The sequence below is a fragment of the Rhodococcus sp. 14-2483-1-1 genome (assembly GCF_002259335.1).
Classification (GTDB): domain Bacteria; phylum Actinomycetota; class Actinomycetes; order Mycobacteriales; family Mycobacteriaceae; genus Rhodococcoides.
In genome coordinates this window covers 16,055-41,233 of record NZ_NPFX01000014.1, presented here as the reverse complement: position 1 = coordinate 41,233, position 25,179 = coordinate 16,055, and the positions used below count along the sequence as shown (strand labels likewise).

At 63.9% G+C, this 25,179-nt stretch carries 22 protein-coding genes; 5 read left to right on the top strand and 17 right to left on the bottom strand.

The window, feature by feature from the left end; translation table 11 throughout:
• Position 1 precedes the first annotated feature (1 nt).
• From CH294_RS11460 to CH294_RS11450, 3 genes are read right to left on the bottom strand one after another with little or no spacing between them, the layout of a single operon-like run.
• Entirely contained in the window at positions 2-1,708 is a 1,707-nt protein-coding gene (locus CH294_RS11460; protein ID WP_094738007.1) for a glycerol-3-phosphate dehydrogenase/oxidase, read from the bottom strand.
• Positions 1,705-3,222 (bottom strand): glycerol kinase GlpK, encoded by a 1,518-nt coding sequence (glpK, locus tag CH294_RS11455; RefSeq protein ID WP_032379866.1) that lies wholly within the window; start codon positions 3,220-3,222, stop codon positions 1,705-1,707. The genes CH294_RS11460 and glpK overlap by 4 nt, the downstream gene beginning before the upstream one ends.
• Positions 3,219-4,073, bottom strand: a complete 855-nt coding sequence (locus tag CH294_RS11450; protein WP_032379865.1) for an MIP/aquaporin family protein — start codon at positions 4,071-4,073, stop codon at positions 3,219-3,221. The genes glpK and CH294_RS11450 overlap by 4 nt, the downstream gene beginning before the upstream one ends.
• Positions 4,074-4,195: 122 nt before the next feature.
• Here CH294_RS11450 and CH294_RS11445 point away from each other — a divergent pair, with 122 nt between their 5' ends.
• Complete coding sequence (locus CH294_RS11445) at positions 4,196-5,182, top strand: sugar-binding domain-containing protein (protein WP_094609254.1); 987 nt, start codon at positions 4,196-4,198, stop codon at positions 5,180-5,182.
• On the opposite strand, the gene CH294_RS11440 is transcribed toward CH294_RS11445, so the two are convergent.
• The 6 genes from CH294_RS11440 to CH294_RS11415 all read right to left on the bottom strand — a co-directional run bounded on the left by CH294_RS11440 (position 5,142) and on the right by CH294_RS11415 (position 11,999).
• Positions 5,142-6,710 (bottom strand): NAD(P)/FAD-dependent oxidoreductase, encoded by a 1,569-nt coding sequence (locus CH294_RS11440; protein ID WP_094738006.1) that lies wholly within the window; start codon positions 6,708-6,710, stop codon positions 5,142-5,144. The genes CH294_RS11445 and CH294_RS11440 overlap by 41 nt on opposite strands.
• Positions 6,686-7,567, bottom strand: coding sequence for an isoprenylcysteine carboxylmethyltransferase family protein (locus CH294_RS11435; protein ID WP_094609195.1), 882 nt, complete (start codon positions 7,565-7,567; stop codon positions 6,686-6,688). Before CH294_RS11435 ends, CH294_RS11440 begins: the two co-directional genes overlap by 25 nt.
• Entirely contained in the window at positions 7,558-8,568 is a 1,011-nt protein-coding gene (locus CH294_RS11430; protein ID WP_094738005.1) for a fatty acid desaturase, read from the bottom strand. Before CH294_RS11430 ends, CH294_RS11435 begins: the two co-directional genes overlap by 10 nt.
• Positions 8,565-9,857 (bottom strand): hypothetical protein, encoded by a 1,293-nt coding sequence (locus tag CH294_RS11425; RefSeq protein WP_094738004.1) that lies wholly within the window; start codon positions 9,855-9,857, stop codon positions 8,565-8,567. Before CH294_RS11425 ends, CH294_RS11430 begins: the two co-directional genes overlap by 4 nt.
• On the bottom strand, positions 9,854-10,870 hold the full coding sequence (locus CH294_RS11420; protein WP_094738376.1) for a polyprenyl synthetase family protein: 1,017 nt from the start codon (positions 10,868-10,870) through the stop codon (positions 9,854-9,856). Before CH294_RS11420 ends, CH294_RS11425 begins: the two co-directional genes overlap by 4 nt.
• Positions 10,871-11,096: 226 nt before the next feature.
• Entirely contained in the window at positions 11,097-11,999 is a 903-nt protein-coding gene (locus tag CH294_RS11415) for a LysR family transcriptional regulator (RefSeq protein ID WP_170944695.1), read from the bottom strand.
• Positions 12,000-12,084: 85 nt separating this feature from the next.
• On the opposite strand from CH294_RS11415, the gene CH294_RS11410 reads away from it, so the two are divergent.
• From CH294_RS11410 to CH294_RS11400, 3 genes are all read left to right on the top strand, one after another.
• Positions 12,085-12,975, top strand: coding sequence for a LysR family transcriptional regulator (locus CH294_RS11410; protein WP_094738002.1), 891 nt, complete (start codon positions 12,085-12,087; stop codon positions 12,973-12,975).
• A gap of 121 nt (positions 12,976-13,096) precedes the next feature.
• Entirely contained in the window at positions 13,097-14,428 is a 1,332-nt protein-coding gene (locus tag CH294_RS11405) for an MCE family protein (protein WP_094738375.1), read from the top strand.
• A gap of 66 nt (positions 14,429-14,494) precedes the next feature.
• Positions 14,495-14,851 carry an STAS domain-containing protein gene (locus CH294_RS11400; protein ID WP_094609191.1) on the top strand — a complete coding sequence of 119 codons (357 nt, stop codon included), beginning with the start codon at positions 14,495-14,497 and terminating at the stop codon, positions 14,849-14,851.
• Here CH294_RS11400 and CH294_RS11395 read toward each other — a convergent pair.
• Both CH294_RS11395 and CH294_RS11390 read right to left on the bottom strand, forming a co-directional pair.
• The gene (locus CH294_RS11395; protein ID WP_080737334.1) at positions 14,828-15,976 is read right to left on the bottom strand and encodes a SpoIIE family protein phosphatase; all 1,149 of its coding nucleotides are present in this window, start codon (positions 15,974-15,976) and stop codon (positions 14,828-14,830) included. The two genes, CH294_RS11400 and CH294_RS11395, sit on opposite strands and share 24 nt — an antisense overlap.
• On the bottom strand, positions 15,973-16,773 hold the full coding sequence (locus CH294_RS11390) for an alpha/beta hydrolase (RefSeq protein WP_094738001.1): 801 nt from the start codon (positions 16,771-16,773) through the stop codon (positions 15,973-15,975). The genes CH294_RS11395 and CH294_RS11390 overlap by 4 nt, the downstream gene beginning before the upstream one ends.
• Before the next feature lie 87 nt (positions 16,774-16,860).
• Between CH294_RS11390 and CH294_RS11385 the strand changes: the two genes are divergently transcribed.
• The gene (locus CH294_RS11385) at positions 16,861-17,913 is read left to right on the top strand and encodes an NAD(P)H-binding protein (protein ID WP_094738000.1); all 1,053 of its coding nucleotides are present in this window, start codon (positions 16,861-16,863) and stop codon (positions 17,911-17,913) included.
• On the opposite strand, the gene CH294_RS11380 is transcribed toward CH294_RS11385, so the two are convergent.
• The 6 genes from CH294_RS11380 to catC all read right to left on the bottom strand — a co-directional run bounded on the left by CH294_RS11380 (position 17,910) and on the right by catC (position 25,178).
• Complete coding sequence (locus CH294_RS11380; protein ID WP_094738374.1) at positions 17,910-19,394, bottom strand: amidase; 1,485 nt, start codon at positions 19,392-19,394, stop codon at positions 17,910-17,912. The two genes, CH294_RS11385 and CH294_RS11380, sit on opposite strands and share 4 nt — an antisense overlap.
• A 43-nt stretch (positions 19,395-19,437) precedes the next feature.
• The gene (locus CH294_RS11375) at positions 19,438-20,640 is read right to left on the bottom strand and encodes an MFS transporter (protein ID WP_094737999.1); all 1,203 of its coding nucleotides are present in this window, start codon (positions 20,638-20,640) and stop codon (positions 19,438-19,440) included.
• A gap of 139 nt (positions 20,641-20,779) precedes the next feature.
• Positions 20,780-22,243, bottom strand: a complete 1,464-nt coding sequence (locus CH294_RS11370; protein WP_094737998.1) for a benzaldehyde dehydrogenase — start codon at positions 22,241-22,243, stop codon at positions 20,780-20,782.
• Positions 22,244-22,294: 51 nt separating this feature from the next.
• Positions 22,295-23,803: a GMC family oxidoreductase N-terminal domain-containing protein gene (locus CH294_RS11365; RefSeq protein WP_094737997.1), complete on the bottom strand. Its 1,509-nt coding sequence runs from the start codon at positions 23,801-23,803 to the stop codon at positions 22,295-22,297.
• A gap of 159 nt (positions 23,804-23,962) precedes the next feature.
• Positions 23,963-24,892, bottom strand: coding sequence for a helix-turn-helix domain-containing protein (locus tag CH294_RS11360; RefSeq protein ID WP_094737996.1), 930 nt, complete (start codon positions 24,890-24,892; stop codon positions 23,963-23,965).
• A gap of 1 nt (position 24,893) precedes the next feature.
• A complete protein-coding gene (gene catC, locus CH294_RS11355) occupies positions 24,894-25,178 on the bottom strand; it encodes a muconolactone Delta-isomerase (protein WP_037154910.1) in 285 nt (94 codons plus the stop codon).
• Position 25,179 lies beyond the last annotated feature (1 nt).

Genomic DNA, 25,179 nt, shown 5'->3' with positions numbered 1-25,179 from the left:
GTCAGCTCACCCCGGCGCGCACGTCCGGTGCCCCGAGTCGGGCTGCATCGGCAGTGTCGTCATCGGGCTGCTGCTGCGAATCCCGTTCTGCCAGAACACGAAGCCGATAGTGCTCGATCTCCTCGGCGACGTGCTGATCGTCCCATCCCAGGATGGGTGCCACCAGCCGGGCCACCTCGTCGGCGGCCGCTTCACCACGATCGGGAACCTCGATGGAGATGCGGGTACGACGCGTCAGAATATCATCGAGGTGCCGCGCGCCTTCATGACTCGCGGCATAGACGGCCTCGACCTTGAGGTACTCCGGCGCACTCTCGAGAGGCTTGCCGAGCTCGGGATCGGCGTCGATGAGATCCAACAACTCACCCATCAGAGTGCCGTACCGACCCAGCAGATGCTCGACGCGTGAGACGCGCATCCCGGTGCGTTCGGCCGTGAGAGCACGAGAGTTGAACGCCCCGAGGTAGCCGTCGGCACCGACCAACGGGATGTCTTCGGTGACGCACTTCGGCACTGTGCGCTCGAGTCCGTGTACCGCGGAATCGACTGCATCCTTGGCCATCACTCGATAGGTGGTGTACTTGCCACCCGCGATGACCGTCAGCCCGCGTACCGGACTGGACACCGCGTGTTCCCGGGAAAGGGTGCTGGTGGAATCGGATTCGCCGAACAGCAACGGACGCAGACCTGCGTAGACCCCGACGACGTCGGTCCGGTCCAGCGGATCCGCCAGCAACTTGTTCACATGGCCGAGGATGTAGTCGATGTCGCTCTGGCTCGCGGCCGGGTGAGCCAGATCGAGCTTCCAGTCGGTATCGGTTGTCCCGATGATCCAGTGACTGCCCCACGGGATGACGAACAGCAGACTCTTCTCGGTTCGCGTGATGATGCCGGTGGCACTGTTGATGCGATTGCGCGGCACCACCAGGTGCACACCCTTGGATGCGCGAACCTGGAATTGTCCACGCCCACCGACCATCTGCTGCACCTCGTCGGTCCAGACACCCGCCGCGTTGATGACCTGCTTGGCCCGTACCTCGAAGGAGCGGCCCGTTTCGAGGTCGCTGGCCACGACGCCGACAACCTTGTCGTCCTCCCGAAGGAAGCCGGTGACGCGAGTGCTGTTGGCGCACAACGCGCCGTAGGCCGCTGCGGTACGGGCAAGCATCATCGTGTGCCGCGCGTCGTCGACCTGGCCCTCGTAGAACTTCACCGCACCGCGGATAGCCGAACGCTTACCGGACGGGAAGGACTCGAGCGTCTTCTTCTTGCCGAGGTGCTTGTGATGACTCGGCACGCCGCGTCCGGCACCCATGACGTCGTAGACGCCGATGCCGAGCCCGACGTACGGACGGTCGATCACCTTCTCCAGCGGATAGATGAACGGCACCGGGCGAGCGAGGTGCGGGCAGAGCTTGTTCAGTACCAGCGAACGCTCCTTCAGCGCCTCGAACACCAACGCGAAGTTGAACTGCTCGAGGTAGCGCAAACCGCCGTGGAACAGCTTGCTGGAGCGGCTGGACGTGCCGGCCGCGTAGTCCCGCGCTTCGAGCAGGCCCACCTTCAATCCGCGGGTCACCGCGTCCAATGCTGTTCCCGCGCCGACGACGCCGCCGCCGATCACCAGGATGTCGAGCTCTTCCGACTCCATCCTCGCCAGCGCATCCGTGCGCGACTGCGGACTCAAAGCCGTTGTGGTGGAACTCATTCTTCATCAACCCAATCGAGAGTACGTGTTACTGCCTTCTTCCAGCCGGCGTACAACTTCGCCCGCTGGTCTTCGTCCATGGACGGGGTCCATGTCTTGTCCTCGGCCCAGTTCTGGCGGATGTCGTCTTCGCTCTCCCAGTACCCGACGGCGAGGCCGGCCGCGTATGCCGCTCCGAGAGCAGTGGTTTCGGCCACGACGGGACGAACCACATCGACGTTGAGGATGTCGGACTGGAACTGCATCAGCAGTTCGTTGACGACCATTCCGCCGTCGACCTTGAGTACCTCGAGATCGACACCGGAGTCGGCGTTCATCGCCTCGATCACCTCACGTGTCTGATATGCGGTGGCTTCGAGTACGGCGCGGGCCAGATGCCCCTTGTTGACGAACCGCGTCAATCCCACGATGGCACCGCGGGCATCCGCGCGCCAGTGCGGAGCGAAGAGTCCGGAGAACGCGGGCACGAAGTACGCGCCGCCGTTGTCGTCCACCGAACGTGCGTCGGTCTCGATGTCCGCGGCGGAGGAGATCATGCCGAGGTTGTCACGCAGCCACTGCACGAGCGAGCCCGTCACGGCGATGGAACCTTCGAGCGCGTACACCGTCGGCTGGTCGCCGATCTTGTAGCAGACCGTGGTCAGCAGTCCGTTCTTGCTCATGACCTTTTCGGTGCCGGTGTTGAGCAGTACGAAATTGCCTGTGCCGTAGGTGTTCTTGGCCTCACCGGGAGACAGGCAGGCCTGCCCGAAGGTGGCTGCCTGCTGATCGCCGAGGATGCCTGCGATCGGCACTCCACGGAACGGTCCGCGCTCGCGGCCGGTGCCGTACACCTCGGAGCTCGAGCGGATCTCGGGCATCATCGACATCGGGATGTCCATGTCCGCGCAGATGCTCTCGTCCCACTGCAGGGTGTCGAGATCCATCAGCAGGGTGCGTGAGGCGTTGGTCGGATCGGTGTAGTGCAATCCGCCGTCGGTGCCACCGGTCATGTTCCACAGCACCCAGGTGTCCATGTTGCCGAAACACAGTTCTCCCGCTTCGGCTTTCGCCCGTGCACCGTCGACGTTGTCGAGGATCCACTTGATCTTCGGGCCGGAGAAGTAGGTGGCCAAGGGCAGTCCGGTCTTGGCGGTGTACTTGTTGGCGTCGCCGCCGCCGAGCGCGGTGGCGATGCGATCGGTGCGGGTGTCCTGCCAGACGATGGCGTTGTAGATCGGCTTGCCCGTCTCGCGTTCCCACACCAGCGCCGTCTCACGCTGGTTGGTGATACCCACTGCGGCGATGTCCTCGCGCGTCAGGTCCGCTGCGGCCATGGCACCGGCCGCGACGGCGCGCACGTTGTCCCAGATCTCCGACGCGTCGTGCTCGACCCAGCCGGCCTGAGGAAAGATCTGCTTGTGTTCCTTCTGATCGACGGCGACGACGGTGCCCGCGTGATCGAAGATCATGCAGCGTGAGGACGTGGTTCCCTGATCGATCGCGGCGACGTACTTTCCTGCGAACTCGCTCATGGCTTTTCTCCTGTGGTCTGGGTGTCGGCTGGGAGTCGTGATGGCGGCTCGGGCGTCGAACCTTCTTGCTTGCGTAGGTTCTTTCCGATCAGCAGGTCGTACAGGAACACTCCTATCGGTCCGCCTACGAGAGGTCCGACGATCGGGACCCAGAAGTACAGGCCGCCGTATTGATCACGCCACGCTCCACCGTATCCGGTGATGTACGACGCCAGGCGAGGTCCGAAATCTCGGGCCGGATTGATCGCGTATCCGGCGTTGGTGGCCCAGGCGAAGCCGATGGCGACAACGATGAGACCGACGATCAGTGGAGCCATGTTGGCCATGGGTGCGGTGCCGAGCGAATCGGTGACGGCCACGATGAGGAACAGCAGGATCGCGGTGCCGATGATCTGATCGATCAGCGCCGAGGACACGCTGACCGGCAGAGTGCCGTTACCGGGAAGTGTCGAGAAGATCGTCTGGGTGGCCGTGGTGTGTCCCGGGTCCACTGCATTGATCATGTCGTTGTAGTTCCAGCGCACCAGCAGCGCGGCCACGAAGGCGCCTGCGGTCTGCGCGAGGATGTACGGCGCAACCATCTTCCAGCTGAATCCACGGAAGAGCGCGAAGGTGATCGTCACCGCAGGGTTGAGGTGTGCGCCGGTGATGCGACCCGCAACGTAGATGCCGAACATCACGCCCAGTCCCCACGCCCAGGCAATCGAGTCGTGGTCTCCGAGACTTCCCGATTCACCCCCCGAGACGACCTGCGCGACGACGCCGACGCCGAACAGAATGAGAATCATGGTTCCGGCGAACTCGGCAGCCATGTGCGCCGGCAGTCCCCATTCCGGTTCCTTACGAGCCATTGTGTAGCCTCCGCAAAGTTGGTGATGCACGCCACATTGCGTGCTGTTTGCCACGCTAGACGCCCTGCACTGCGTTGCACAGCTGATGCACATATGTGCAATTCGGTCGTACACTGGTGCCGGTGACGGACCCCGGCATCACTCCCGAATCAGACCTGCGGACCGGCCACGCCACCCAGGCCGCCCGGCTGTACTACTTCCAGGACATGACGATGGCGGCAATCGGCCGTGAGCTGGGAGTCTCTCGTTCGACAGTCTCACGACTGATCACCTTCGCGCGGGCGTCGGGACTGGTGGAGATCAAGATCTCCACACCGCTCGGGCAGGCACCGCGGATCGAGCGCGCATTCGCCGACCTGTACGACATCCGTGCACACGTCGTCCCGGTCTCGGAGACGGTGGACGAATTGCAGCGCCTCGATCGCGTCGCGACGTTCGCCGGTCGATTGCTGACATCGTTCTTCGAGTCCGACATGGTGATGGGCGTTGCCTGGGGAACCACAGTCAGCGCCGTCAGCCGCAAGCTGGCACCCAAGAGAACCCACAACTCGACCGTCGTGCAGCTCAACGGAGCGGCCAACACCCGCACCACCGGAGTCTCCTACGCAACCGACATCATCAGAACCTTCGCCGACGCCTACGGCGCTGTGGCACAGGGTTTTCCGGTCCCAGCATTCTTCGATTACCCCGAGACCCGCCGACATCTGTGGCGTGAACGCAGCATCAAGCGAGTACTCGAGCTGCAGGATCGGATGAACCTGGCCGTGTTCAGCATCGGCGTCATGAGCGGAGCCGTGCCGAGCCACGTGTACAGCGCCGGCTACCTCGAACCCGAGGACGGTGCCGAACTCCGACGTGACGGCGTGGTCGGCGACATCGCCACCGTGTTCCTACGCTCCGACGGCAGTTACGACCGTATCGCGTTGAACGACAGATCCAGCGGGCCGAGCCTCGACCGACTCAAAGCCGTTCCGCGCCGGGTCGCGATCGTGGCCGGGGAATCCAAACTCGACGCCCTCACCGCGGCCCTGCGCGGTGGTCTGATCACCGATCTGGTGATCGACGACATCAGCGCAGCGAACCTGGTGCTGCGCTCACGCCGGCCGTGAGTGATTCGGCGCGCTGTACGACGTCGTAGGACTCGATGTCGAATGTGCGTAACTGCTTTCGGAATCGAAAGCTGAAATCGGGCCACAGCGCCACGTTTCGCCCGGTGCTGTCCAGGAACCAACTTCGACATCCACCGGTCACCCAGACACTCTTGCTCATCTTGCGCTGGAGATCGCTGTTGTAGCGTTCCTGCACCTCCGGACGCACCTCGACGCTGGCAATCTGCTGATCCTGCACAGCGGCTACCGCGTCGACTATGTACTCGATCTGCGACTCGATCATGTAAATGGCCGAGGAGTAGCCCAGCCCGGAATTCGGCCCGAGGATGACGAACATGTTCGGGAACCCGGCTACGGCGGTGCCCTTGTACGCCGAAACTCCCCGTTCCGCATACAACTCGGCCAACGTTCGACCGGCCCGGCCGCGAAAGAGATCGAACGCCGGCGAGTCGGTGATGCGAAAGCCGGTGGCGACCACGATCGCATCGACCGGACGCACGGTGCCGTCGGCCGTCACGATCGAATCCTTCTGCATGCCGGCAATTCCGGAGGTGACGACATCGACGTTCTCGCGACCGAGGGCCGGATAATATTCGTTCGAGGACAACATCCGCTGGCATCCGACACGATATTCGGGAGTGACCCGAGCTCGCAGGGCGCGGTCTCGAACCTCGATCCTCATCTTGACCGCCGCGATCAGTCCGAGGCCGACGGTCGCCGGGGGAAACTTGATGAGCACGATCGCGTAGATCTCTCGCAGCAGATAGAGAATCGACCGAAAGGCACTTAGGAGACCGGGAACTCGACGAAAGGCAAACCTCTCGAGCGTGCTGTACTTTCGGAGCAGCCTCGGGAAGATCCACGGTGCCGTCCGCTGAAATACGTCGAGATGAGCGACCGTGCTCGCAATTGCGGGAACGATCTGAATGGCCGATGCTCCGGTACCGATCACCGCCACCCGTTTGTGTGCGAGGTCGATGGTGTGGTCCCACTGCGCCGAGTGGAAGACGGGGCCGTCGAAACGGTCGAGCCCCTCGATGTCGGGCATGTTCGGCTCGCACAGTGCACCCATGGCCGAGACGACTACCTTCGCACTGATCGGTCCGCGGGTTGTGGCCAGCATCCAGCGCGACGTCGATTCGTCCCAATCGGCTGCGATCAGTTCGTGATCGAAGGAGAACTTCTCTCGAATGTCGTGCCGCTCGGCGACGCCGAGAATGTAGTCCTGGATCTCCGGCTGCGTCGAGAACGATTGCGACCAGTTCGGGTTGTGATCGAACGAGAACGAATACAGATGCGAGGGAACATCGCACGCGGCACCCGGATACGTGTTGTCGCGCCAGGTTCCACCGAAGTCGTTGCCGCGCTCGAGCACGACGAAGTCCTCGATACCCCGCCTGCGCAGTGCCACTGCAAGCCCGATCCCGCCCACACCTCCGCCGATCACCGCAACCTCGACCTCTCGCACAGGGGTCGGCGCAGAATCGGACAGGTGCGGACCAGTTACTGCGGTGTCGTGGACGACCATGGTGTGGAGTCACTTTCGGTAGTGCGTCGAATGGTGTCTTCGGATCGCCCGGTCGCGGCACGTGGTGCCGTTCGGCGTAGCGCGCGCATCGGAGACGGAAAGAACGCCGGTACCCGAGCGGCGTAGGCACGGTACGAACTGCCGAACCTCGCCAGCAAGTCCCGTTCCTCGAGCGCGGTCCCCAGCAGGATGTAGCCGGTGAGACCAGCGGCCCACAGCAAATGGCCGGCCGTCATCTCGCTCGCAGCCCAGAAGGTCAGCAGCAGTCCGGTCATCAACGGGTGACGCACCAACCGATACGGCCCGTGGACCTGCAATCGATCCGCGGTGGCGTCGGGAATCCGGATCACGTACTCGCGGTACGCCTGTCGCAGGCCCAGCAGGTGAAAGTGGTCGAGCAACAGGGTTGCCGCGTAGACCAGACACACGCCCAGCCAGAAGGCGGAGTCGAGAACACGACCGGCAGTACCGTCGACCGACCAGATCCGGTACGGGATGGGCTGCCAGGCCAGGACGAGAACCCAGACCACCGCGCTCACCATGAAGATGTAGACGGTGCGTTCGAGCGCCTCGGGTACCCGCCGGGTGAGCCACGCCTTGAACGACGGTCGGGCCATCCCCGAGTGCTGCAGGCCGAACAGCGCGATGAGCGCCAGATCGATGGGGATTGCAACCCACGGCGACAGATGCGGTCCGTCGTCGACCGTTTTGGGTAGCAGCCGACCGCCGGAGAAGAGCAACAGCAACGGAACCGTGATTCCGGCGATCACGTACCCGGTCAGGGCAACGAGGAAGGGCAGCAGCCGAGCTCGATCGCTCAGCGTCGCGCGGACCTGCTGCCCGGTAGTCAGATCCATGCAAACCAGCGCAGAACTCGCGGCCGTACGGTCCCTGCTTCTATCCTGCTCTCCAGCTTGGTTTTCCAACGCTCACCGTACTTCGCGTCGAGGAACGCGCCCGGGATTGCCAGTCGCCATGCGGACTGGATCGTCATCCAGTACGGAACGATGACTTCCGGCTCCACGTCGCGCATGAACACGAGCTTGTCCGGAATGACACTCCAGTGCACACCGGGATAGCGATGGTGCACACTGTGATACCCCTGATTGAAGATGAAGAAGTTGAGCCAGTTCCCGGCAGTGTTCAGCGACTTGCTCGGGTCGTCCTCGAAGCCTCGGGCAGGGGCATGGGTGAGCCACGCGAAGTACCCGGAATTGACCTGCGTGATCAGGAACGGGATCCAGTAGAACACCACGAACGGACCCGTCCCGGCGAGGTACCAGGTACCGACGATAAAGGTCAGTGCAACAGCGCAATCGAACACGAACTGACGCCGTCGTTTACGTCTGCCGTCCGACACCCCGGTGGCGAACAACTCACGGACCGTGTGCATCTTGACGATCGAGCCGTACCGGATCCAGTATTCGACGGCACCCAGACCGTGCTCCCGACCCTCGGTGGATGTCACGTCTCCCGGGCCGTCGTTGTATCGGTGATGATTGAGCACGTGCACCTCGCGCATCTCGGCCGCCGTCAAGGAGGCAGGGAGGGAACACAGGATGTCCACCACTCGATTGGCCCGGCGCGAGACGAACAGCGGGCGGTGGGTGTGCATGTGCATCACCCCGATGGTCAAGGAGAAGCTCAGCAGGGTCAGGACGAGCACGAGAGGCATCGCGATGTACCAGCGCTGGGCGATCGGCGCGAACAGCCCGAAGGCAAGAAGCCCGAGCCACAGCGCGATGTGGACGAGCGGGCCCACATTCGCCGGATTCTCCAGACGGAAGATGCGTCTGCTGATCGGATCTTTCGGCTCGCCGGTCGTACCGGTCTCGTTCCGGGGTGTCACCGCAGTCATGGTTGCCTTTCAGAATCGAGTGGGAGATGCGGTGCCATCCGGGACATCGCAGCCGTCTGAAACCGAGTGCCGAGAAGGTGCATGGCGTTGCTGTCGCCGGGGTGCATTCGCTCCAGCGATCCGAACGCGAGGTGGTCGGCGATCATCATCCGGCGGATCTGATCGTCGGGCAGCTCGCCACGCATCGCTCCGGTCGGCAGCCCGTCGACGAGCGCCATTGCCGAGTCCACGACAATCGCCCCCATCGAGGTGCCATGGGAGTGCGCATCGACGCGCGGAAACAGGTTGTCCGGCGACTCTCGACTTCCCTGGGGCGACGAGTCGAGCAGGAACTCGACCGTTGTGTCCACCGACTCACGCAAGCGATCGAGCATGGCCTCCCATCGGCCGGTACCGGTGGCCGCGACCAGGGCACCGACCAGACGCAGCCTCCTGGAATACGGACTTCGCACTCCCACCGCGCCGCAGAAGAAGGCGGTCGTGGTGATCGACATATAGGCGACGGCCGCCCGAGCACCCTTGCTCCGGATTCGCCGACCGAGATGCGACAACAGAGCGAACGCCCCGAGTGCCGGTGTCAGCAAACGCAATACGATCTCGTGCGTCAACTCGGCACCGGTACCCACTCGGTAGAGCTCGAGTTCCTGATCGCGGAGATCGTTCGCCAGTTGCGCCGCGGCTCCCACACAGTGGGCCAGCTCGGCAACGTCCTCGCTGCCGACGTCCTGATCGTTCTCGCAGATCACCGCGCACGCATGGACCACGACACGTCCGAGCACTCTCTCGCCGTACGTCACCCGCGACATCGGCACGTCGAGATTGTCTGCCATCGCAGTGGCAACGTCGATCAGCAACTCCTGCACCCGCGTACGTCCGGCGGCCGGTAGCCGACCGACCAACGTCCGCACGTCGGTGATCCGTTCGGCGAGAATCGAATCCACCGCGTCGCTCGCACGCAGGATCCGTGCGCGCAACGGGGGTGGCGGAACCGGGTTCTCGCCCACGAGATAGCGGGCCGCCCAGAGCACCGTCGTCGCCGCGCCCTCGGAACCGGAGTAGAGATCCTCGTAGGCGTCGAGTACACGGCAGGCCAGCACGGCCGCAGTCGATTCGGCGCGCTGCAGGTCCGGCAACAGGTTGATCGCCACGGCCAGATTTCGGGCGGCGGGTATCAAGGCCGATTCGGCGAGTTCTTCCGGCGAACCTGCGCGCACGAGCGCGGCCGGATCGACTGCACGTCGAAGATCCCGAACACCGCGGGCCAGTATCAGCAGACGGTCGGCCTTCACCGGAGCACGACTCGTCGGGCCAGTGCGCGCAAGTGCTCTCGCGCAGGCGAATCGACGAAGCACTCGGTCGCGATGCAGGCCTGCCGCGTCGCGGAATCGGCGAACTCACGGGCACTGGCCATCGCTCCGCTGTGCGTCAATGCGACCTGCAGGTCACGGCTGGACACCGATTCGTCGAGCCACATCGTCCGCGCTTCGGCATCGGTGCACAGCCATTCGATCACGGGCCAGGTGGGCACTCTGCGTTCGAGATCTCCGCAGGCATCCTTACCCAGGTTCGGCCCGCCCTCGATGTCGCGGACGTCGTCCATGATCTGGAATGCCAATGCCAGATGATCTGCGTAGTTCATCAGACTGCGCAGTCCGTCGTCGTCGACTCCGCCTGCTGTACCGCCATAGGCGCAGGCGACTCTGAACAGCGTCCCGGTCTTGGCTCCCGCGACCGCGCGGTAGTGCCTCCTGAGCGCATCGTCGTCGAGATCCGGCGGCAAGGTCTCGATCAACTGACCGTACGAGAGCTCCGACAGCTCATCGAGATACGTCACACCGACGGCGTACCCGATTCGGGCGAACACCGAAGGGTTGGCGTCGAGCACTCTCGCGACTTCCCGCAGCGCGGTTCCGGCCAGATGGAAGCCCGCGTACGCCGCCACTCGAACACCGAATGCGGCTGCAATGGAATCGTTGTCGCGGCGAAGTACCGACCCGTCACAGATGTCGTCGTGTATCAGAGAGGATTCGTGCAGCATCTCGACCGCCGCCGCGATGTCGACGGCGTCGTGCAGCGGCACCGCATGAGCGCCCGGCGCGAGCTGCGCACACGCAAGTACCATCCCGGCACGCACACGCTTTCCCGGTATCGAGAGAACATGATCATAGATCGAGCGAAAAGTGCTGTGTTGCTCGAGAATACGGTTCATCGCGGCGTCGACGTCGCGCAGTTGCGCCGAGATGACGATGACATCCGGCTTGGCCGGAGACGCCCATTCCAGACCCATGGCATCAGCAACCATCGACAACACCACTCGAACGTAGAGCGTTGTCAGGCAACATTTTCGATAGAGATATCAGACGTGCGTACGTATCGAAACACACCTGTCTCCGGAATTTTCCGTCCATGAATACTCCCCCGCCGATCGCCCCCTGATCCTGCTGCGCGCCACATTAAGTGACACAGGGCACCGACAGCCAGCCGAGGCAACCGAATGACGCAAAGCCATAGCCAAAACGCACAAACGGTCACGAATGGTTCGTTTTTGTACCTACTGACTGGCCACGATCAAGTTGATCGATTGACGAATTAATAAGCGGTGCTACCCAATTGGGAGAATAGACAATCCTCGTGCGCTCCGACGGCGGCACCGGCCAGGGGACGACCGAACCGCCCGCGGCAGCTACCGAACGCGCCATCGACTCACTCATGACCGCCGCGCCGATACCGTGGGCGACGAGTCCCGGCAGTGCCTGCTGCGGCACCCCGCTCAGCACCACTGTCGCCACGATGCCGAACCCTGCCAGAGCGTCGACGACCCCCACGCCTACACGATGCGTCGGCGCGAGCACCGCCAACGGAACCGCCGCGTCGAGTTGGTCGAGGGTGCCGACATGTCCTGATCCGGGCGGAAGTGCAAGCACGAGAACCCCATCGGGCAAGTATTCGTTAACGAGGTCGCTGGGCGCGTCGGAATCGGGAACCACCGCGCAGTCGATCTGCCCCGTCCGAACCTGCGCCAGCGCTTCTGCAGGATCGGCGATCGTCACGACGTCGATTCTCGATCCGGGTCGTGCAGCGACGAATGCCGCGATCAGTTCCGGCGTCGTCGAACGGTCCGACAGTGCGATGCGTACAGTCGGTGCCGCGCCGCCAGGATTCGTCGTCCGGAGTTCGTCGACCACTCGCTCGGCCGCTCGATGGTCGAGTACAGTTCGACGCGCAAGCGGTAGTAGGGCAGCACCTTCGGGGCTCAGAACCAACGTATTGGCCTCACGGCGAAACAACTCGACACCCAGTTCGGTCTCGAGACTTCGCACGGTGCCGGACACCGTCGGTTGGCTTACCCCGAGTGCACGAGCCGCGTTACCGAGTCCATGCTCGTCGACGATGGCCACGAAGCACTCGAGCATCGAAGTGGTGACGTTCACGGCATCAGTGTGAACACTTCGGTGGAGCTGCAGCATCACGGGGGTACGTCGGGTTCCTTCCGGTGTCATCGATCGACGGGACGCGATGGAACTTTCTTCACGACAACTGCGGCAGTGCGTTGCGGTCGCCGACGCTGGTTCGATGAGCGGTGCGGCAATCGAACTCGGACTCAGTCCGTCCACTGTCTCACGCGCTCTCGCCCGATTCGAGGAGCAGACCCACGTAACCGTTTTCGAGCGGCGGGGTATGCGACTCGTGCCGACCGATGCGGGACGGGAAGTCGTGCGCGCTGCCCGGCGCGTCGTCGATGATCTGGACCTGTTCTCCGCCCTTGCCGTCGACGCCGCCCTCGGTCGAGTGGGGGCAGTAGTGGTGGCGGCTCCTGCCGACGACACCGGGCCCGTTCTGCCGACCATGATCGCGTCGGTGACACGAGGGCGACCGCGCCTGAATGTGCACATCGCACGCGTCGAGACCGCCACGGCAGCAATGGAATCTCTGCGATCCGGTGCTGCCGAGCTGGCGTTGATTCCGCGTCTTCCCACTCCGCCCGATCTGCTCGGCATCCACGTCGGACGCCAGGAGTTGACACTGATCGTCCCTGCGGCGTGGACGCAGTCGAATGCCCGGATCACCGATCGGCACGGACTCGACTGGCTGGGCGAGTTCCCCTTCATCGCCGGTGTCGTCGAGACCACCAGTGCACATGCGCTGGAACGACTTCGACGCTCGGGCGCTCGACCACACACGGTGCTGACCGGTACGCCGGTTCTGACGATACCGAGCCTGGTGGATGCCGGCGTGGGTGCTGCACTCGTACCGAGTTCGATGCCACTCGACACGTTTGCCCATCTGCGGCCGATCGATCTGACGCCGCCGCTGACGTACTCCATCACCTTGATGCACAGGACCGGCGAGCAATCCCCCGCAACCCGCCAGTTCATCGATTGGGCTCGATCCGCCACCGGAGAGTGAGCTGCGTCTCATATTTCCGACGGTGATATGTGCATCTCACAAGCAGTCGTGCAGTAGTAAGTGTGACGTCATGTACCACTAATGTTCGCGGCATGGTTGACGCTCTCGATCCGTGCTTCCCGTGACCGGCACCCCCTCGCCGCTGCAGAACCGGCTTCTCGGAATTGCCCTCGTGGTACTCATCGTCGTGTTCGTCGGGTGGAGCGTCACGTCGTACAACAAGACGTTCGAGGACGTCGTGACCGTCTCCCTCGAGACCGACAGCGTCGGCAACGCGCTCCCCCGCAATGCCGATGTCAAGGTGCGCGGCATGATCGTCGGCGAAGTCCGATCGGCGACGACGACCGATGGCGTCGTGACCTCCGAGTTGGCGATCCAGCCGGACATGGCCGAGATGATTCCGTCGAACGCCACCGCACGGCTTCTCCCGAAGACGCTGTTCGGCGAACGCTACGTATCGCTGATACTCCCGGACGGCGCACCGGCCTCGCCGATCGGTGAGGGCACTGTCCTGAAGCAGGATCGCAGCGGCAATGCCATCGAGGTGGGACAGCTGCTCGACGGCCTGTTGCCGTTGCTCCAAGCCGTGCCGCCGCAGGACCTGTCGAACACGCTCGGGGCGTTGGCGCAGGGTCTGAGCGGTCGCGGCGAGGAACTCGGCCTCACCATCGACCGCCTGGAGAACATCTTCGCCGGGCTCAACACCGAACTTCCCGCGATCCAGCAGGATCTGCGTGGTCTCGCAGACTTCTCGCAGACCTACTCCGATGCGGCCCCAGAGTTGATCAATGCTCTGGACAATCTGCGGACCACCGGCAACACCGTCGTCGAGAAGCGCCCGGCCCTCGAGACGCTCTACGCCTCGGTCACCTCGGCCGCGGGCACGACCGCAGATTTCCTCGACGCCAACTCCGCCGACGTCATCGGACTGGCCTCGAATTCGCGCGAGGCGCTCGAGGTGTTCGCCGAGTTCTCACCTGCTCTCGGCTGCACCGTTTCACAGTTCGCCGAAGGCGCCAGGCGCGGCAAGGTCCTGCTCGGCGACGGTGACGAGTATCCCGGTATCAACGTTTCGATGCCCTTGGTCAATCCGAAGGGGCGTTACCTGCCCAACCAGGACGAACCGAGGCTGTTCGAGCAGACCCGAGGCCCGAGCTGCTACTCGTCCCTCGATCGCTATGCCGGCGAGTACTTCCCCCAGTATCCGGGCGGTTCACCGAACGACGGCTCGTACCAGGTGCCGACGAGGAACCCCGGGGAACAGAACGTTCCCGTCCTCCCGGCACCACAGCTCTCCCCCGTACCCGCCTCGTACGCCGGCTCGGTCACCGAGCAGCAGACCTTGGCGGTCATCTACGGCGGGGCCACCGGAATCGAGCCCGACGCAGTGCCGTCCTGGACGACGACGGTCGGAGCTCCCGCCCTCAGAGGAACGCAGGTCACCTTCCAGTAGTCCCTACTGATTGAATGGTGCGCAACCCCGTCGACGAGCGCGGCGGGTAACGATTCAGGAGTACATATGTCTGCCGATACGAACGCCGGGTTCTCGATTCAGTCCAGCAACGATGGCCGAGTAGCCGTCATTGCGGTGTCCGGCGAACTCGATATCACCACCGCACCGGCTCTCTCGACCGCCATCCAAGCGCAGATCGAGTCCACGCCCTCGGCCTTGATCATCGATCTGTCCGCCGTCTCGTTCCTGGCCTCGGCCGCGATGACCGTGCTGGCAACAACGCAGAAAGATCACGGAGACGCGGTGGCATTCTCGGTCGTCGCCGACGGACCGACCACCAGCCGTCCGATCAAGCTGATGGGCCTGGACCAGGAATTCGCACTGCATGCCGATCTGGCGTCAGCGCGCGCTGCTCTCGACTGACGAGACTCCCAATGCCATGACGGCCGCGTCGTCGACCAGACCGTCGCCGAAGCTGTTCAGCAGTTTCCGCAAATGGTCGATCAGGACGGCCGGCGCTGCGGGAGCATGCTCGGTTGCGAAATCCAGCAGTGCGCCGTCGTCGTCGTAACGGCCTGTGCCCACCCGAGCCTCGGTGAGGCCGTCCGTGTAGAGCATCAGGGTGTCGCCGGCATCCAGCGTCACCGTGGCCGAGACGAACCGTGCGTTGCGCAGTATTCCCACCAGCTGCCCGCCGGTCATGAGTACGTAGTGCGCGCTGCCATCGGCCCGAATCACGAGCGGCGGCGGATGGCCACCACTGGCCATGCACACCTCGAATCCGTCTGCCGAACGGCTGAGAACACCGAACACAGCCGTACAGAACTGCGCGTTGTTCTCGCGAAATTCTTGACGCAGAACCGAATCGAGGTTGTGCAGAACTGCCACCGGATCGTGGTCGTATACCGCGGCCGCGCGCAACGTGTACCGCGTCAGCGATGTGACGGCTGCGGCCGACGCACCTTTTCCGCACACGTCGCCGAGGAAGAATCCCCACCGGTCGTCGGAGAGCGGAAACAGATCGTAGAAATCGCCGCCCACCTCGTCGCTCGATGCCGCGTGGTAATGAGCAGCCGCGGTCATTCCCGACGGCGGTAGCAGACTCGGCGGCAACAGCGACCGCTGCAGTGTTTTCGCGAGCAGTTCTGCCCGCGTGCGGGATTCGAGCAGTTCACGCTCGTAGGTGCGGCGATCCCGGGCATCGAGCGCAGTGATACGGATCAGCACCGGGGTGCCGGACTCGTCGGTCTTGACGTTCGCGGTCATGAAGACGGGCAACCGACGACGATCCGACGTCACGAAGTCCAACGCGATGCCGTCGAGCTGGCCGTACATCCGCAGGATGGGGCCGAAGTGCGTCTCGTAGTGAATGCGTCCACCACCGGTGAGCAGCTCGGTGAAGTCCGTACCGATCAACGCGTCGACGTCGAAACCGAGCCAACCCGCCAGCGTCGCGTTGAGTCGGGCGATCCGCATGTCGGGATAGACCGACAGGTAGCCGCACGGCGCGTTCTCGTAGAGATCCTCGATGTCGAGTTCGTTGATCACGACGATCTCACGAAGGTCGCAATCGCCTCGGCGGTCTGCTCCGGTTCGGTGACGTGCGGGCAGTGGCCGCTCGCGTCGAGAGTCTTCAGGGTGCTGCCCGCAATGTGTTCGTGAACGTACCTGCCGACCTGAGGCGGGGCCAGCGAATCTCTGGCGCAGTCGACGATCATCGTGGGCAGGGTGACCCCGGCCAGATCAGCGCGATTGTCGGACAGGAACGTGGTGCGGGCGAACACCCGTGCGCACTCGGGATCGGTTCGGCAGAAGCTCGCGGTCCACATGTTCTCCAGATCGGGTCGATCCGGCGCATTCACCACGATCGGTGCCATCGATGCGGACCAGCCGAGATAGTTGCTGTCCAACGACTCGAGCAACTCGTCGATGTCCTCACGGCTGAAGCCGCCACGGTAATCGCCGTCGTCGATGTAGCGCGGAGACGGCGTCAGGAGAAAGAGCTTGGAAAACCGCTCGGGAGCCGCCTGAACCGCAAGAACACCCATCATCGACGCCACCGAGTGACCGACGAACGTCACGTCACGAAGATCGAGTTCCTCCACGATGTCGACGATGTCGCGGGCGTAAGCGTCCAACGGCACGTACTTCTCAGCATCCCAGGCGGCCGGGTCCGACGCTCCCGACCCGACGTGATCGAAGAGCACGACACAAAAGTTTGCCGCCAGGATGTCGGTCACCGAACGCCACAGCGTCTGGTCGCAGCCGAACCCGTGAGCCAGCATCACCACGGGACCGTCGGCGGCTCCGACGACCCTGACGTTGTTCCTGGTTCGTGCGTTCACCCGCACAGTCTGTCATCTGTCGCCGACAGCGGGGAGTGAGACTGCTCCGACCGGGTATCGCATATACCTACAGAAACGAGATTCATCATGCGAGTACTGGTCACCGGCGCAACCGGATACATCGGGTCTCGGCTGATCCCCGTGCTCCTCGAGCAGGGCCACGAGGTCCACGCAGCGATGCGTGACCCCGCGAAGAAGTCGCGCTTCGCATGGGGTGCCCAGGTCACCGCCGTGCATTTCGACCTCGACGAGCACGAGACCTTCGACACCGCGACGGCAGATGTCGACGCTGTCGTCTACCTCGTGCACTCGATGGACGAGGGAGACTTCGTCGAGAAAGATCGCCACGCGGCACAGTCCATGGCCGCCGCAGCCGAACGCAACGGCCTACAACGGATCGTCTACCTCTCCGGTCTCATCCCCGACGATGACACGCCGTTGTCGGATCATCTGCGCTCACGACTACAGGTCGAGGAAACGTTCCTCGACAGCTCCGTCGATGCCACCGTGCTGCGCGCAGCCATCATCCTCGGCTCCGGATCGACGTCCTTCGAGTTGGTTCGACGTATGACCGAGCGGCTGCCGCTCACTCCGATACCGACGTGGATGCGCAGGCAGGTCCAGCCCATTGCCGTCGGCGATGTGGTTTCGATCATCGCTCGCGCCCTCGGCGACACCGCCCGTCCCGGTTCCTTCGACATCGGGGGCACCGAAACGATGAGCTACCCGGAACTGCTGCAGGCGTACGGCAGCGTCGCCGGCCTGCGTCGCGCCCAGATACCGGTCCCGCTGCTGCCGACCGGATTGGTGGGCCGCGCCGTCGCTATCATCACCGGCATGCCCCCTGGCACGGTGATCTCGTTGGTGGACAGCCTCACTCACGACATGGTGGTACGTCGAGGCAACGCCGCTACGGACGTGTTCGCCGATCCGGATACGACGCCGATGAAAGTACGAGAAGCCTTGCAGCGTTCCATCACCGTGGTGGCCGACGAGGGTACCGACGCCCACGCCGATCCCCAGGCTGCCGCCGACACCGATCCTGATTGGGCCGGTGGCGTCGTCGACATCGTCGATGGGCAGGTGCGGCAACGGCCTTCGGGAATTTTGGGCAAGGCCCAATTGGGAGCGACCCGCTAGTCGAGGGCCTCGTAACGATGCGCCCAGGGTGCTGCTCGTTCGATCTGGCCGGCGAGTTGGACGAGCAGCCCTTCTCCACCCAGAGGTGCGGTGAAGTGCGCGCCCATCGGGAGACCGTCCGGTGTCCAGTACACGGGAAGCGACAGCGCCGGACGTCCGGTGACGTTCGCCAACTGGGTGTACGGAATCCACGAGATGTTGTCGTCGATCATCTGATCGACGATGCCCGTGTATCGCAGGACCCCAGCAGTTCTGCTGCGCAACAACAACTCCGACGCCAGCTGCAGCGGCTTCGCGAGCTCGAACGCGCCGATCTTCGGGGGTAGCTCGGCAAGGGTGGGCGTCAGCAGCAGATCGTACGTATCGAAGTACGTTGCCAGCGCGCGCACATGCTTGTGCCGGCCTTCCACCGCCTCGAGGTAGTCGACACCGCTGGCGGATCTGCCCAGCGCAGCCATGATTCGGGTATCACGCTCGAATTTGTCGTCGCCGCAACCGGTTCTGCGCTTGACTTCGTCCATCTCCCAGGCCATGTAGGTGAACCAGGCCAGCAGAAATTCGCGGTTGAGGCTCGTGTCGTCGTACGGCGAGGCATCGAGAAGTTCGACGGTGTGGCCGAGGTCGGTCAGAATCTTCGCCGCCTGTTCCATCGCGGCGACAGCCTGCGCGTCCGGCGCTGGATTCACCGACGTGGCCGCATACATTCCGATGCGTAAAGGCTTGGGGTCCTTGTCCGTTCGAGACAGAAACGTGCCATCCGGCCGGGCAGGCGAGTAGCCGGACGTCGCCTCGCCGCCCGCCAGTACGTCGAGCATCGCTGCCGTGTCTCGTACCGACCGCGAGACCACACCCTGTACTGCTGCCCCGTGCATCGCCTCACCGAACGTGGGGCCCGACGGCACCAGTCCGCGGCCCGGCTTGAGTCCGACCAGTCCGCAGCACGCCGCAGGAATGCGAATCGAACCGCCGCCGTCGTTCGCTCCCGCCACCGGGACGATTCCGGCCGCGACCGCCGCGGCGGATCCACCCGAGGAACCACCGGGAGTTCTGCTGTGGTCCCACGGGTTCCGAGTGGGGCCGAACATCGTCGGCTCGGTGATCCCCTTGGCACCGAATTCCGGGGTGTTCGTCTTTCCGAAGATGACGAGGCCTGCATCGAGCCAGCGCTGCACCACCGTCGAATGCTCGGGCATCGGCAGGTCCGTCAACGAACGGGAACCACTCGCAGTAGGTAACCCGGCGTAGTCCTGCGAGAGATCCTTGATCAGAAACGGCACTCCTGCGAACGGGCCTTCGAGCGTTCCGGTCAGCTGCTCGTCGGCTTGCTCCCGCATCGGACGTACGATCGCGTTGAGAGCCGGGTTCACCGACTTCGCTTGCGCCGATGCACAATCGAGTAGCTCACGGGGCGTGACCTCGCCGTTGGCCACCAGCTCTGCCAGCCCGAGCCCGTCGTACTTCCGATACTCGTCGATACGTATAACGGCCACAGTAACCGAGAACACCTGCTCCACGACTGCGAATTCAGTGTCGGGAATTCGACCCCGGAAGTGGTCGCAGCGCTCCCATCACGAGCAGCGAACATGCGAGAAGACCCGCAACGACGAGCAACGCGTGGAGGACATCACCATGACCGCCGAGGAAACCGATCAGGGGCGGGCCGCCCAGGAAGGCGAAGTATCCGATGGAGGCCACCACACTCACGCGCGCGGCTGCGGCAGCGGGCTCGTCGGCGGCTGCGCTCATGGCAACGGGGAACCCGAGCGAGACGCCCGATCCCCACAGGAATGCGCCCAGAAATGCCAGCGGCACAACCGGACTGAGTACGAACAACAGCACTCCGACCACCGAGACGGCTGCCAATCCTCGGAGTACGACGACTCGACCGTAGCGATCCAGCAATCCGTTACCGAACCACCGCACAGCGGTCATGGCAACCAGAAACGTGGTGAACGCGAGGGTTCCAGCCACGGCCGACGCATCGTATCCGTCGATCAATGCGATGTTGAGCCAATCGTTTCCGCTGCCCTCGGCAAACGCGAACGACAACGCAACGACGCCGATCAGCAGGGTGCGTGGCTCCTTCCACCGCGCGAGGGCGTGCGGCCGCGAGGCATCGGCCGCCGGCTGTTCGGGTTCGGCATCGTATTCGTTCAGGAAGCTGCGCACTCCCCACGGAATGGTGCAGGCGATCATGGCTGCGACTGTCAGCAGATGCACCGTGACCGAGATGTTCAGCGCCACCATCGCAGTGCCGATCAAGGCTCCCACCACAGTGCCGGCGCTGAAACCCGCGTGGAACCGCGGCATGATCGAGCGCCCGAGCCGACGTTCGGCCACCGCACCGTGGACGTTCATGGCGACATCCCATGCTCCGTTGGCGAATCCGAGCACGAACAGTCCGATCAGCAACGGCACTACACCCACGAGATAGCCGGTGGCGATGATCGTCAGACCGGCCGCGAGAACGAGGGACATCACGGTGACCGTGAGCCGAGACCCGAAGCGGTTGATGATGATTCCGGACATCGGCAGCGCGAGCAGGGATCCGACTGCGATGGCGAGCAACACGATTCCGAGTTGAGATGAGGTGAGTTCGAGGCGATCGCGCACCTGCGGGATCCGAGAAGCCCAACTGGCGAAGGCGAAGCCGGCTCCGATGAACGCAATATAGGTCGCCCGCACCGCCACGGCCGTGCGCGCCGAGGCGGCGTCGATATCAGACACTGTGAATTACCCTGTTCTCTCGCTGTTCTTCAAGGGTAACGAAGGACAGCGCCAACTCCGCAATGGCCGCCGAACTCGAAGTTATGGATGGATTCCAGGCAGATTCCGTCCATAACTTCGAGTTCGTCAGGTCAGGGGGTCAGAACGGGAACGGATGAGCGTGGTCGCGGACGGTGAGCCACTGCCACTGCGTGAACTCGTCCCAACTGCTCTGAGTTCCGAATCGAGCGCCGTTGCCCGAGGCCCCGGTTCCTCCGAAGGGCGCGTATGCGTCGTTGTTGAGCGTCTGATCGTTGACGTGGACGATTCCTGTGGTCAGGCGGTCTGCCAGATGCCTGCCCCGATCAGCCGATCCGGTCTGGATCGCGGCAACGAGACCGTACTCGGTGTCGTTGGCGACGGCAACAGCCTCGTCCTCGTCGCGCACGACGACGACGGGTGCCACCGGCCCGAAGATCTCTTCCCGGAAAGCCGCCATCGACGACGTCACTCCCGCGAGAACGGTGGGCTCGTAGAACAATTCGCGATGGCTGCCACCGGCGCGAACCTCCGCTCCGGCCGCCACGGTTTCGGAGACGATGCGGTCGACGTTCTTCAGCTGCGTCTCGTTGATCAGCGGTCCGAGTGCTACCTGCTCGGTGAACGGGTTACCCACCGGAAGGTTCTTCGCCCGAGCGGCAAGGCGATCGAGATACTCGTCTGCGACGAACTCGAGCACGATATGTCGGCCTGCCGTCATGCACACCTGCCCCTGGTGCAGGAACGAACCCCACGCGCCTGCGGAACTGGCCGCCTCCAGATCGGCGTCGTCCAGGACGATCAGTGCGTTGTTGCCGCCGAGTTCGAGGGAGACGCGCTTGAGCGTGCGTCCTGCTGCCTCACCGACTTTCCGGCCGACAGCCGTGGATCCGGTGAACGAGACCATGCCGATGCCCGGATGCTCGGCCACCGCGGCCCCGGGCTCGGCGTCACCCGGCAGCACGTGGAACAGGCCGTCCGGAACTCCGGCCTCCTCGAAGAGCCGCGCGAACAAGACCCCACCGGACACCGCGGTCTGCACGTCCGGCTTGAGGACGACAGCATTGCCGAGGGCCAGAGCAGGAGCAACGGCGCGAATCGACAGAATCTGCGGAAAGTTCCACGGACTGATGACGCCGACGACGCCGATCGGCACCCGACGGCCGATGCTGGACCGTCCGGCTTCACTGGTGGGCAGCAGATGGCCGTAGGGCTGAGTGGGCAGCGCCGCCGCTTCCCACAGCTCACTCAGCACGAGACCGACCTCGAACGAAGCCTTTCCCGGTACCGATCCGCCTTCTCGGATGAGCCATTCCTCGAACTCGCCGCGATGAGCCTCGAGCACCTTCGCGATCTCTCGGATCACGGCCGCACGCTCGTGTCCCGGTGTTGCCGCCCACGCCGGCTGTGCGGCGCGAGCCCTGCCGACGGCGTCGTCGACGTCTCCGGCATTCGCCAGACCGATCTCACCCAAGCTCGTACCGGTGGCCGGTTCGACGGTGCTCGTGGTGCCGCCACCACCATTACGCCAACCGCCACTGTAGATCCGGCCGTGCCAGTCGGTTCCCAACAGAGTGTTGCTCACGCTTGTTCTCTCTTCTCGCTGGTAGTTCAAGGTCTCGACATTGTTTGTGGCTCAACCGATGAGATCGGCAGCCTTCTCCGCGACCATCACAGTCGCGGCATTGGTGTTGACGCAGACGACCCTCGGGATGACGGACGCATCCACGACGCGAAGGCCGTCGATGCCGTGCACTCGAAGATCCGGTCCGACGACGGAATCAGGCCCGGTTCCCATCGCACAAGTCCCCACCGGGTGGTAGTAGGTTCCCGTACCGCGAGCAACGTAATCCCGGAGTGCTGCAGTGGAATCCGCCTCTATCCCCGGAAGAACCTCGGTCAGGCCCCATGCTGCGAAAGCGTCCGTCGCAGCGATGGTGCGTGCCACCGCAATGGCGTCGACCAGTCGGTCCACGTCCGAGGTTGCGGTCAGATAGGCCGGATCGATCAGGGGTGGATCGTCCGGATCCGCCGTCGCCAGGCGAACGCTACCGCGACTGTCGGGCACGGTGGTGACGCCGAACGTGATGCTGTTCTGAGGCGCGACCAGTGTCGGCTGATGGAACGGCACGTGAATGAACATCAACTGCATGTCCGGACCGTCGAGCTCGTCGTCGCTGCGCCACAGCATCGACACTTCGGCATGATTGTCGACGGCGGGTGGAATCGGTTGCGCTGCTTCGTAGACCACGCTGCACAGGGGATGATCGTGCAGATTGCGTCCCACGCCGGGAAGATCGTGGACTACCGGGATGCCGAGCTCTCGCAGTTCCTCGGCCGGGCCGATTCCGGACAGCAGCAGCAGGCGTGGCGAGTCCACGGCACCGGCGCTCAGAATCACTTCGTGCCGAGCGGACACCGACACCGGTTGCCCGTTGCGTCGATATCTCACTGCAACGCAGCGGCCGTCCTCGACCACCACGGACTGCACCCGTGAACCGGTCGCCACCGTCAGGTTGGATCGATGTGCCTCGACGGGAGCGAGATAGGCCGACGCCACGCTGAGGCGGGCACCGTCGGAAATGGCCAGATCGTGCCAGCCTGCACCTTCCTGCTCGGTACCGTTGAAGTCGTCCGTGATCGGATGTCCGGCCTCCGCTGCCGCATCGAGAAATGTCTGCGATACCGGATTCGGCGAGGACGACGGGGCCGGCCGCAACGGACCCTTGTCGCCGCGGACCTTCGCGTCCTTGCCGACCACAGTCTCGGACTTCATGAAGTACGGCAGTACCGCGTCGTACGACCACGATTCGCCCGCAACCTCTGCCCAGGTGTCGAAGTCGTTTCGGTGTCCTCGCAGGTGGACCATCGCATTGATCGAGCTGCTGCCGCCGAGGGTATGGCCCCGCGGCCAATTGTGGGCACCGCCGCCTGCCGCTTTCTGCGGAACCGTGTTGTACGCGTAGTCGACGTTGCTACCCCAGAGCGACGGCCAGGCCGGAGGTACAGCCAGGTCCGGGTGATCGTCACGACCACCGCTCTCCAGCAGCAACACAGTGACATCGGGGTTCTCGCTCAGTCGTGATGCGAGTACACAGCCGGCGGATCCGCCACCTACGATCACGTAGTCGAATGCTTCGTCCATCGTCTTCAATCCCTTCGAAGTGACCGGCCCCACACCGGTAGGACTTCAGTGTGCGCAGCGAGCCGGCGTCGCGATTGACGATTTCCGACGCAGTTCTTGCCGATTTCCGCCGAGTATTGCCGGAACCGTTGTTGGACAGATGTGTTCGCAGAGCCGAGGTCAGCGCAGTGCGGCACGTTCCGCCGACGGACTGCTTCCGAACCTGCTCTTGTACAGCCGACTGAAGTGCGCCGCGTCGGAGAAGCACCAACGCCCGGCAACAGCGCCGACAGTGGACCTCACCCCTCGGGCTGCGAGCAGATCGCGTCGGGCACCGTCGAGCCTCATCTCACGAATAGTGGCTGTCACAGTGGATGTTTCGTCACCGAACAACCTGTCGAGACTGCGTACGGACATGCCGAATGCAGCCGCTACGGAGTGGTGACACAGATCGGGGTCGAGGAGGTGCCGACCGATATAGGTGAGGACGGCCAGCTTCCTCGCCTGCTCCCCTGGTTCGTCGAGATCGATGTGTGAGTCCGCGGTGAGGGCACTGCTGATGAGGCTGAGACCGGCATCGGCGAAGCGCAGAGCCGAGCCGGTATCGACCGCGTCGGCCGTCTGCGCCAGCGCTGCCCGTACGAAGGATTCGAGCACAGCACCGGGACCGGAGCCGATATCGTGCGCACGCTGCATGGTGGCCTCGATCAACTTCTGCGGCATCCGAAGGGCGTTGGGCGGAAACACCATCACCGCACAACGCCAGTCACCCTCCAGCCGCAGATCGTAGGCTCGCCGAGTGTCGTAGATTCCGAGCTGGCCCGGATGTATGACCAGCTCGTGATCACCCTGCCGCACGACGGCCCAACCCTGCAGTTGCACACAGACTTTCACTGCATCAGTGGGTCTCCTGCGCACAGCCGAGCGGGTCCGTCGTACCGTCTGCGGCGAGCCGGCGACCTGAAATGCGCCCAGTTCACCGACGGTGGTGCCCTCTATCCATCCGGTCAACGGACGATCGTCGCCACCTTCCGGCACCAACCCCGCGAACGCCTCGCCGAGCTCGTCACGCCAGTGTTCGTCTCGCCACTGCTCGATCTCCCGGGTCATCTCACACCGCAGAAATGTCCGACGGGTGCTGGGCCAGCGGGCTCACGTCGATGCTCATGTACGGGAACAGCGGTAGATTCCACAGGATCTCGTGGAGTCGCTCGTTGTCGCGCACGTCGAAGATGCTGAGGTTGGAGTACTGGCCGACGATGCGCCAGATACTCACCCATTCACCGTCGCGCTGCAGCTGCTGCGAGTACGCCTTCTCTCGTGCGAGAGTGTCGGTTCGTACGTCCGCGTCGAGATCCTGCGGCAGCGCGACATCCATCTTCACGGCAAAGAGCATG

Coding starts and splice junctions, on each gene's coding strand:
- glpK (WP_032379866.1), bottom strand. CDS start 3,222: ATGAGCGAGTTCGCAGGAAAGTACGTCGCCGCGATCGATCAGGGAACC.
- CH294_RS11450 (WP_032379865.1), bottom strand. CDS start 4,073: ATGGCTCGTAAGGAACCGGAATGGGGACTGCCGGCGCACATGGCTGCC.
- CH294_RS11400 (WP_094609191.1), top strand. CDS start 14,495: ATGTCTGCCGATACGAACGCCGGGTTCTCGATTCAGTCCAGCAACGAT.
- CH294_RS11360 (WP_094737996.1), bottom strand. CDS start 24,892: ATGACCCGGGAGATCGAGCAGTGGCGAGACGAACACTGGCGTGACGAG.
- CH294_RS11385 (WP_094738000.1), top strand. CDS start 16,861: ATGCGAGTACTGGTCACCGGCGCAACCGGATACATCGGGTCTCGGCTG.
- CH294_RS11410 (WP_094738002.1), top strand. CDS start 12,085: ATGGAACTTTCTTCACGACAACTGCGGCAGTGCGTTGCGGTCGCCGAC.
- CH294_RS11420 (WP_094738376.1), bottom strand. CDS start 10,870: ATGGTTGCTGATGCCATGGGTCTGGAATGGGCGTCTCCGGCCAAGCCG.
- catC (WP_037154910.1), bottom strand. CDS start 25,178: ATGCTCTTTGCCGTGAAGATGGATGTCGCGCTGCCGCAGGATCTCGAC.
- CH294_RS11430 (WP_094738005.1), bottom strand. CDS start 8,568: ATGACTGCGGTGACACCCCGGAACGAGACCGGTACGACCGGCGAGCCG.
- CH294_RS11435 (WP_094609195.1), bottom strand. CDS start 7,567: ATGGATCTGACTACCGGGCAGCAGGTCCGCGCGACGCTGAGCGATCGA.
- CH294_RS11460 (WP_094738007.1), bottom strand. CDS start 1,708: ATGAGTTCCACCACAACGGCTTTGAGTCCGCAGTCGCGCACGGATGCG.
- CH294_RS11440 (WP_094738006.1), bottom strand. CDS start 6,710: ATGGTCGTCCACGACACCGCAGTAACTGGTCCGCACCTGTCCGATTCT.
- CH294_RS11365 (WP_094737997.1), bottom strand. CDS start 23,803: ATGGACGAAGCATTCGACTACGTGATCGTAGGTGGCGGATCCGCCGGC.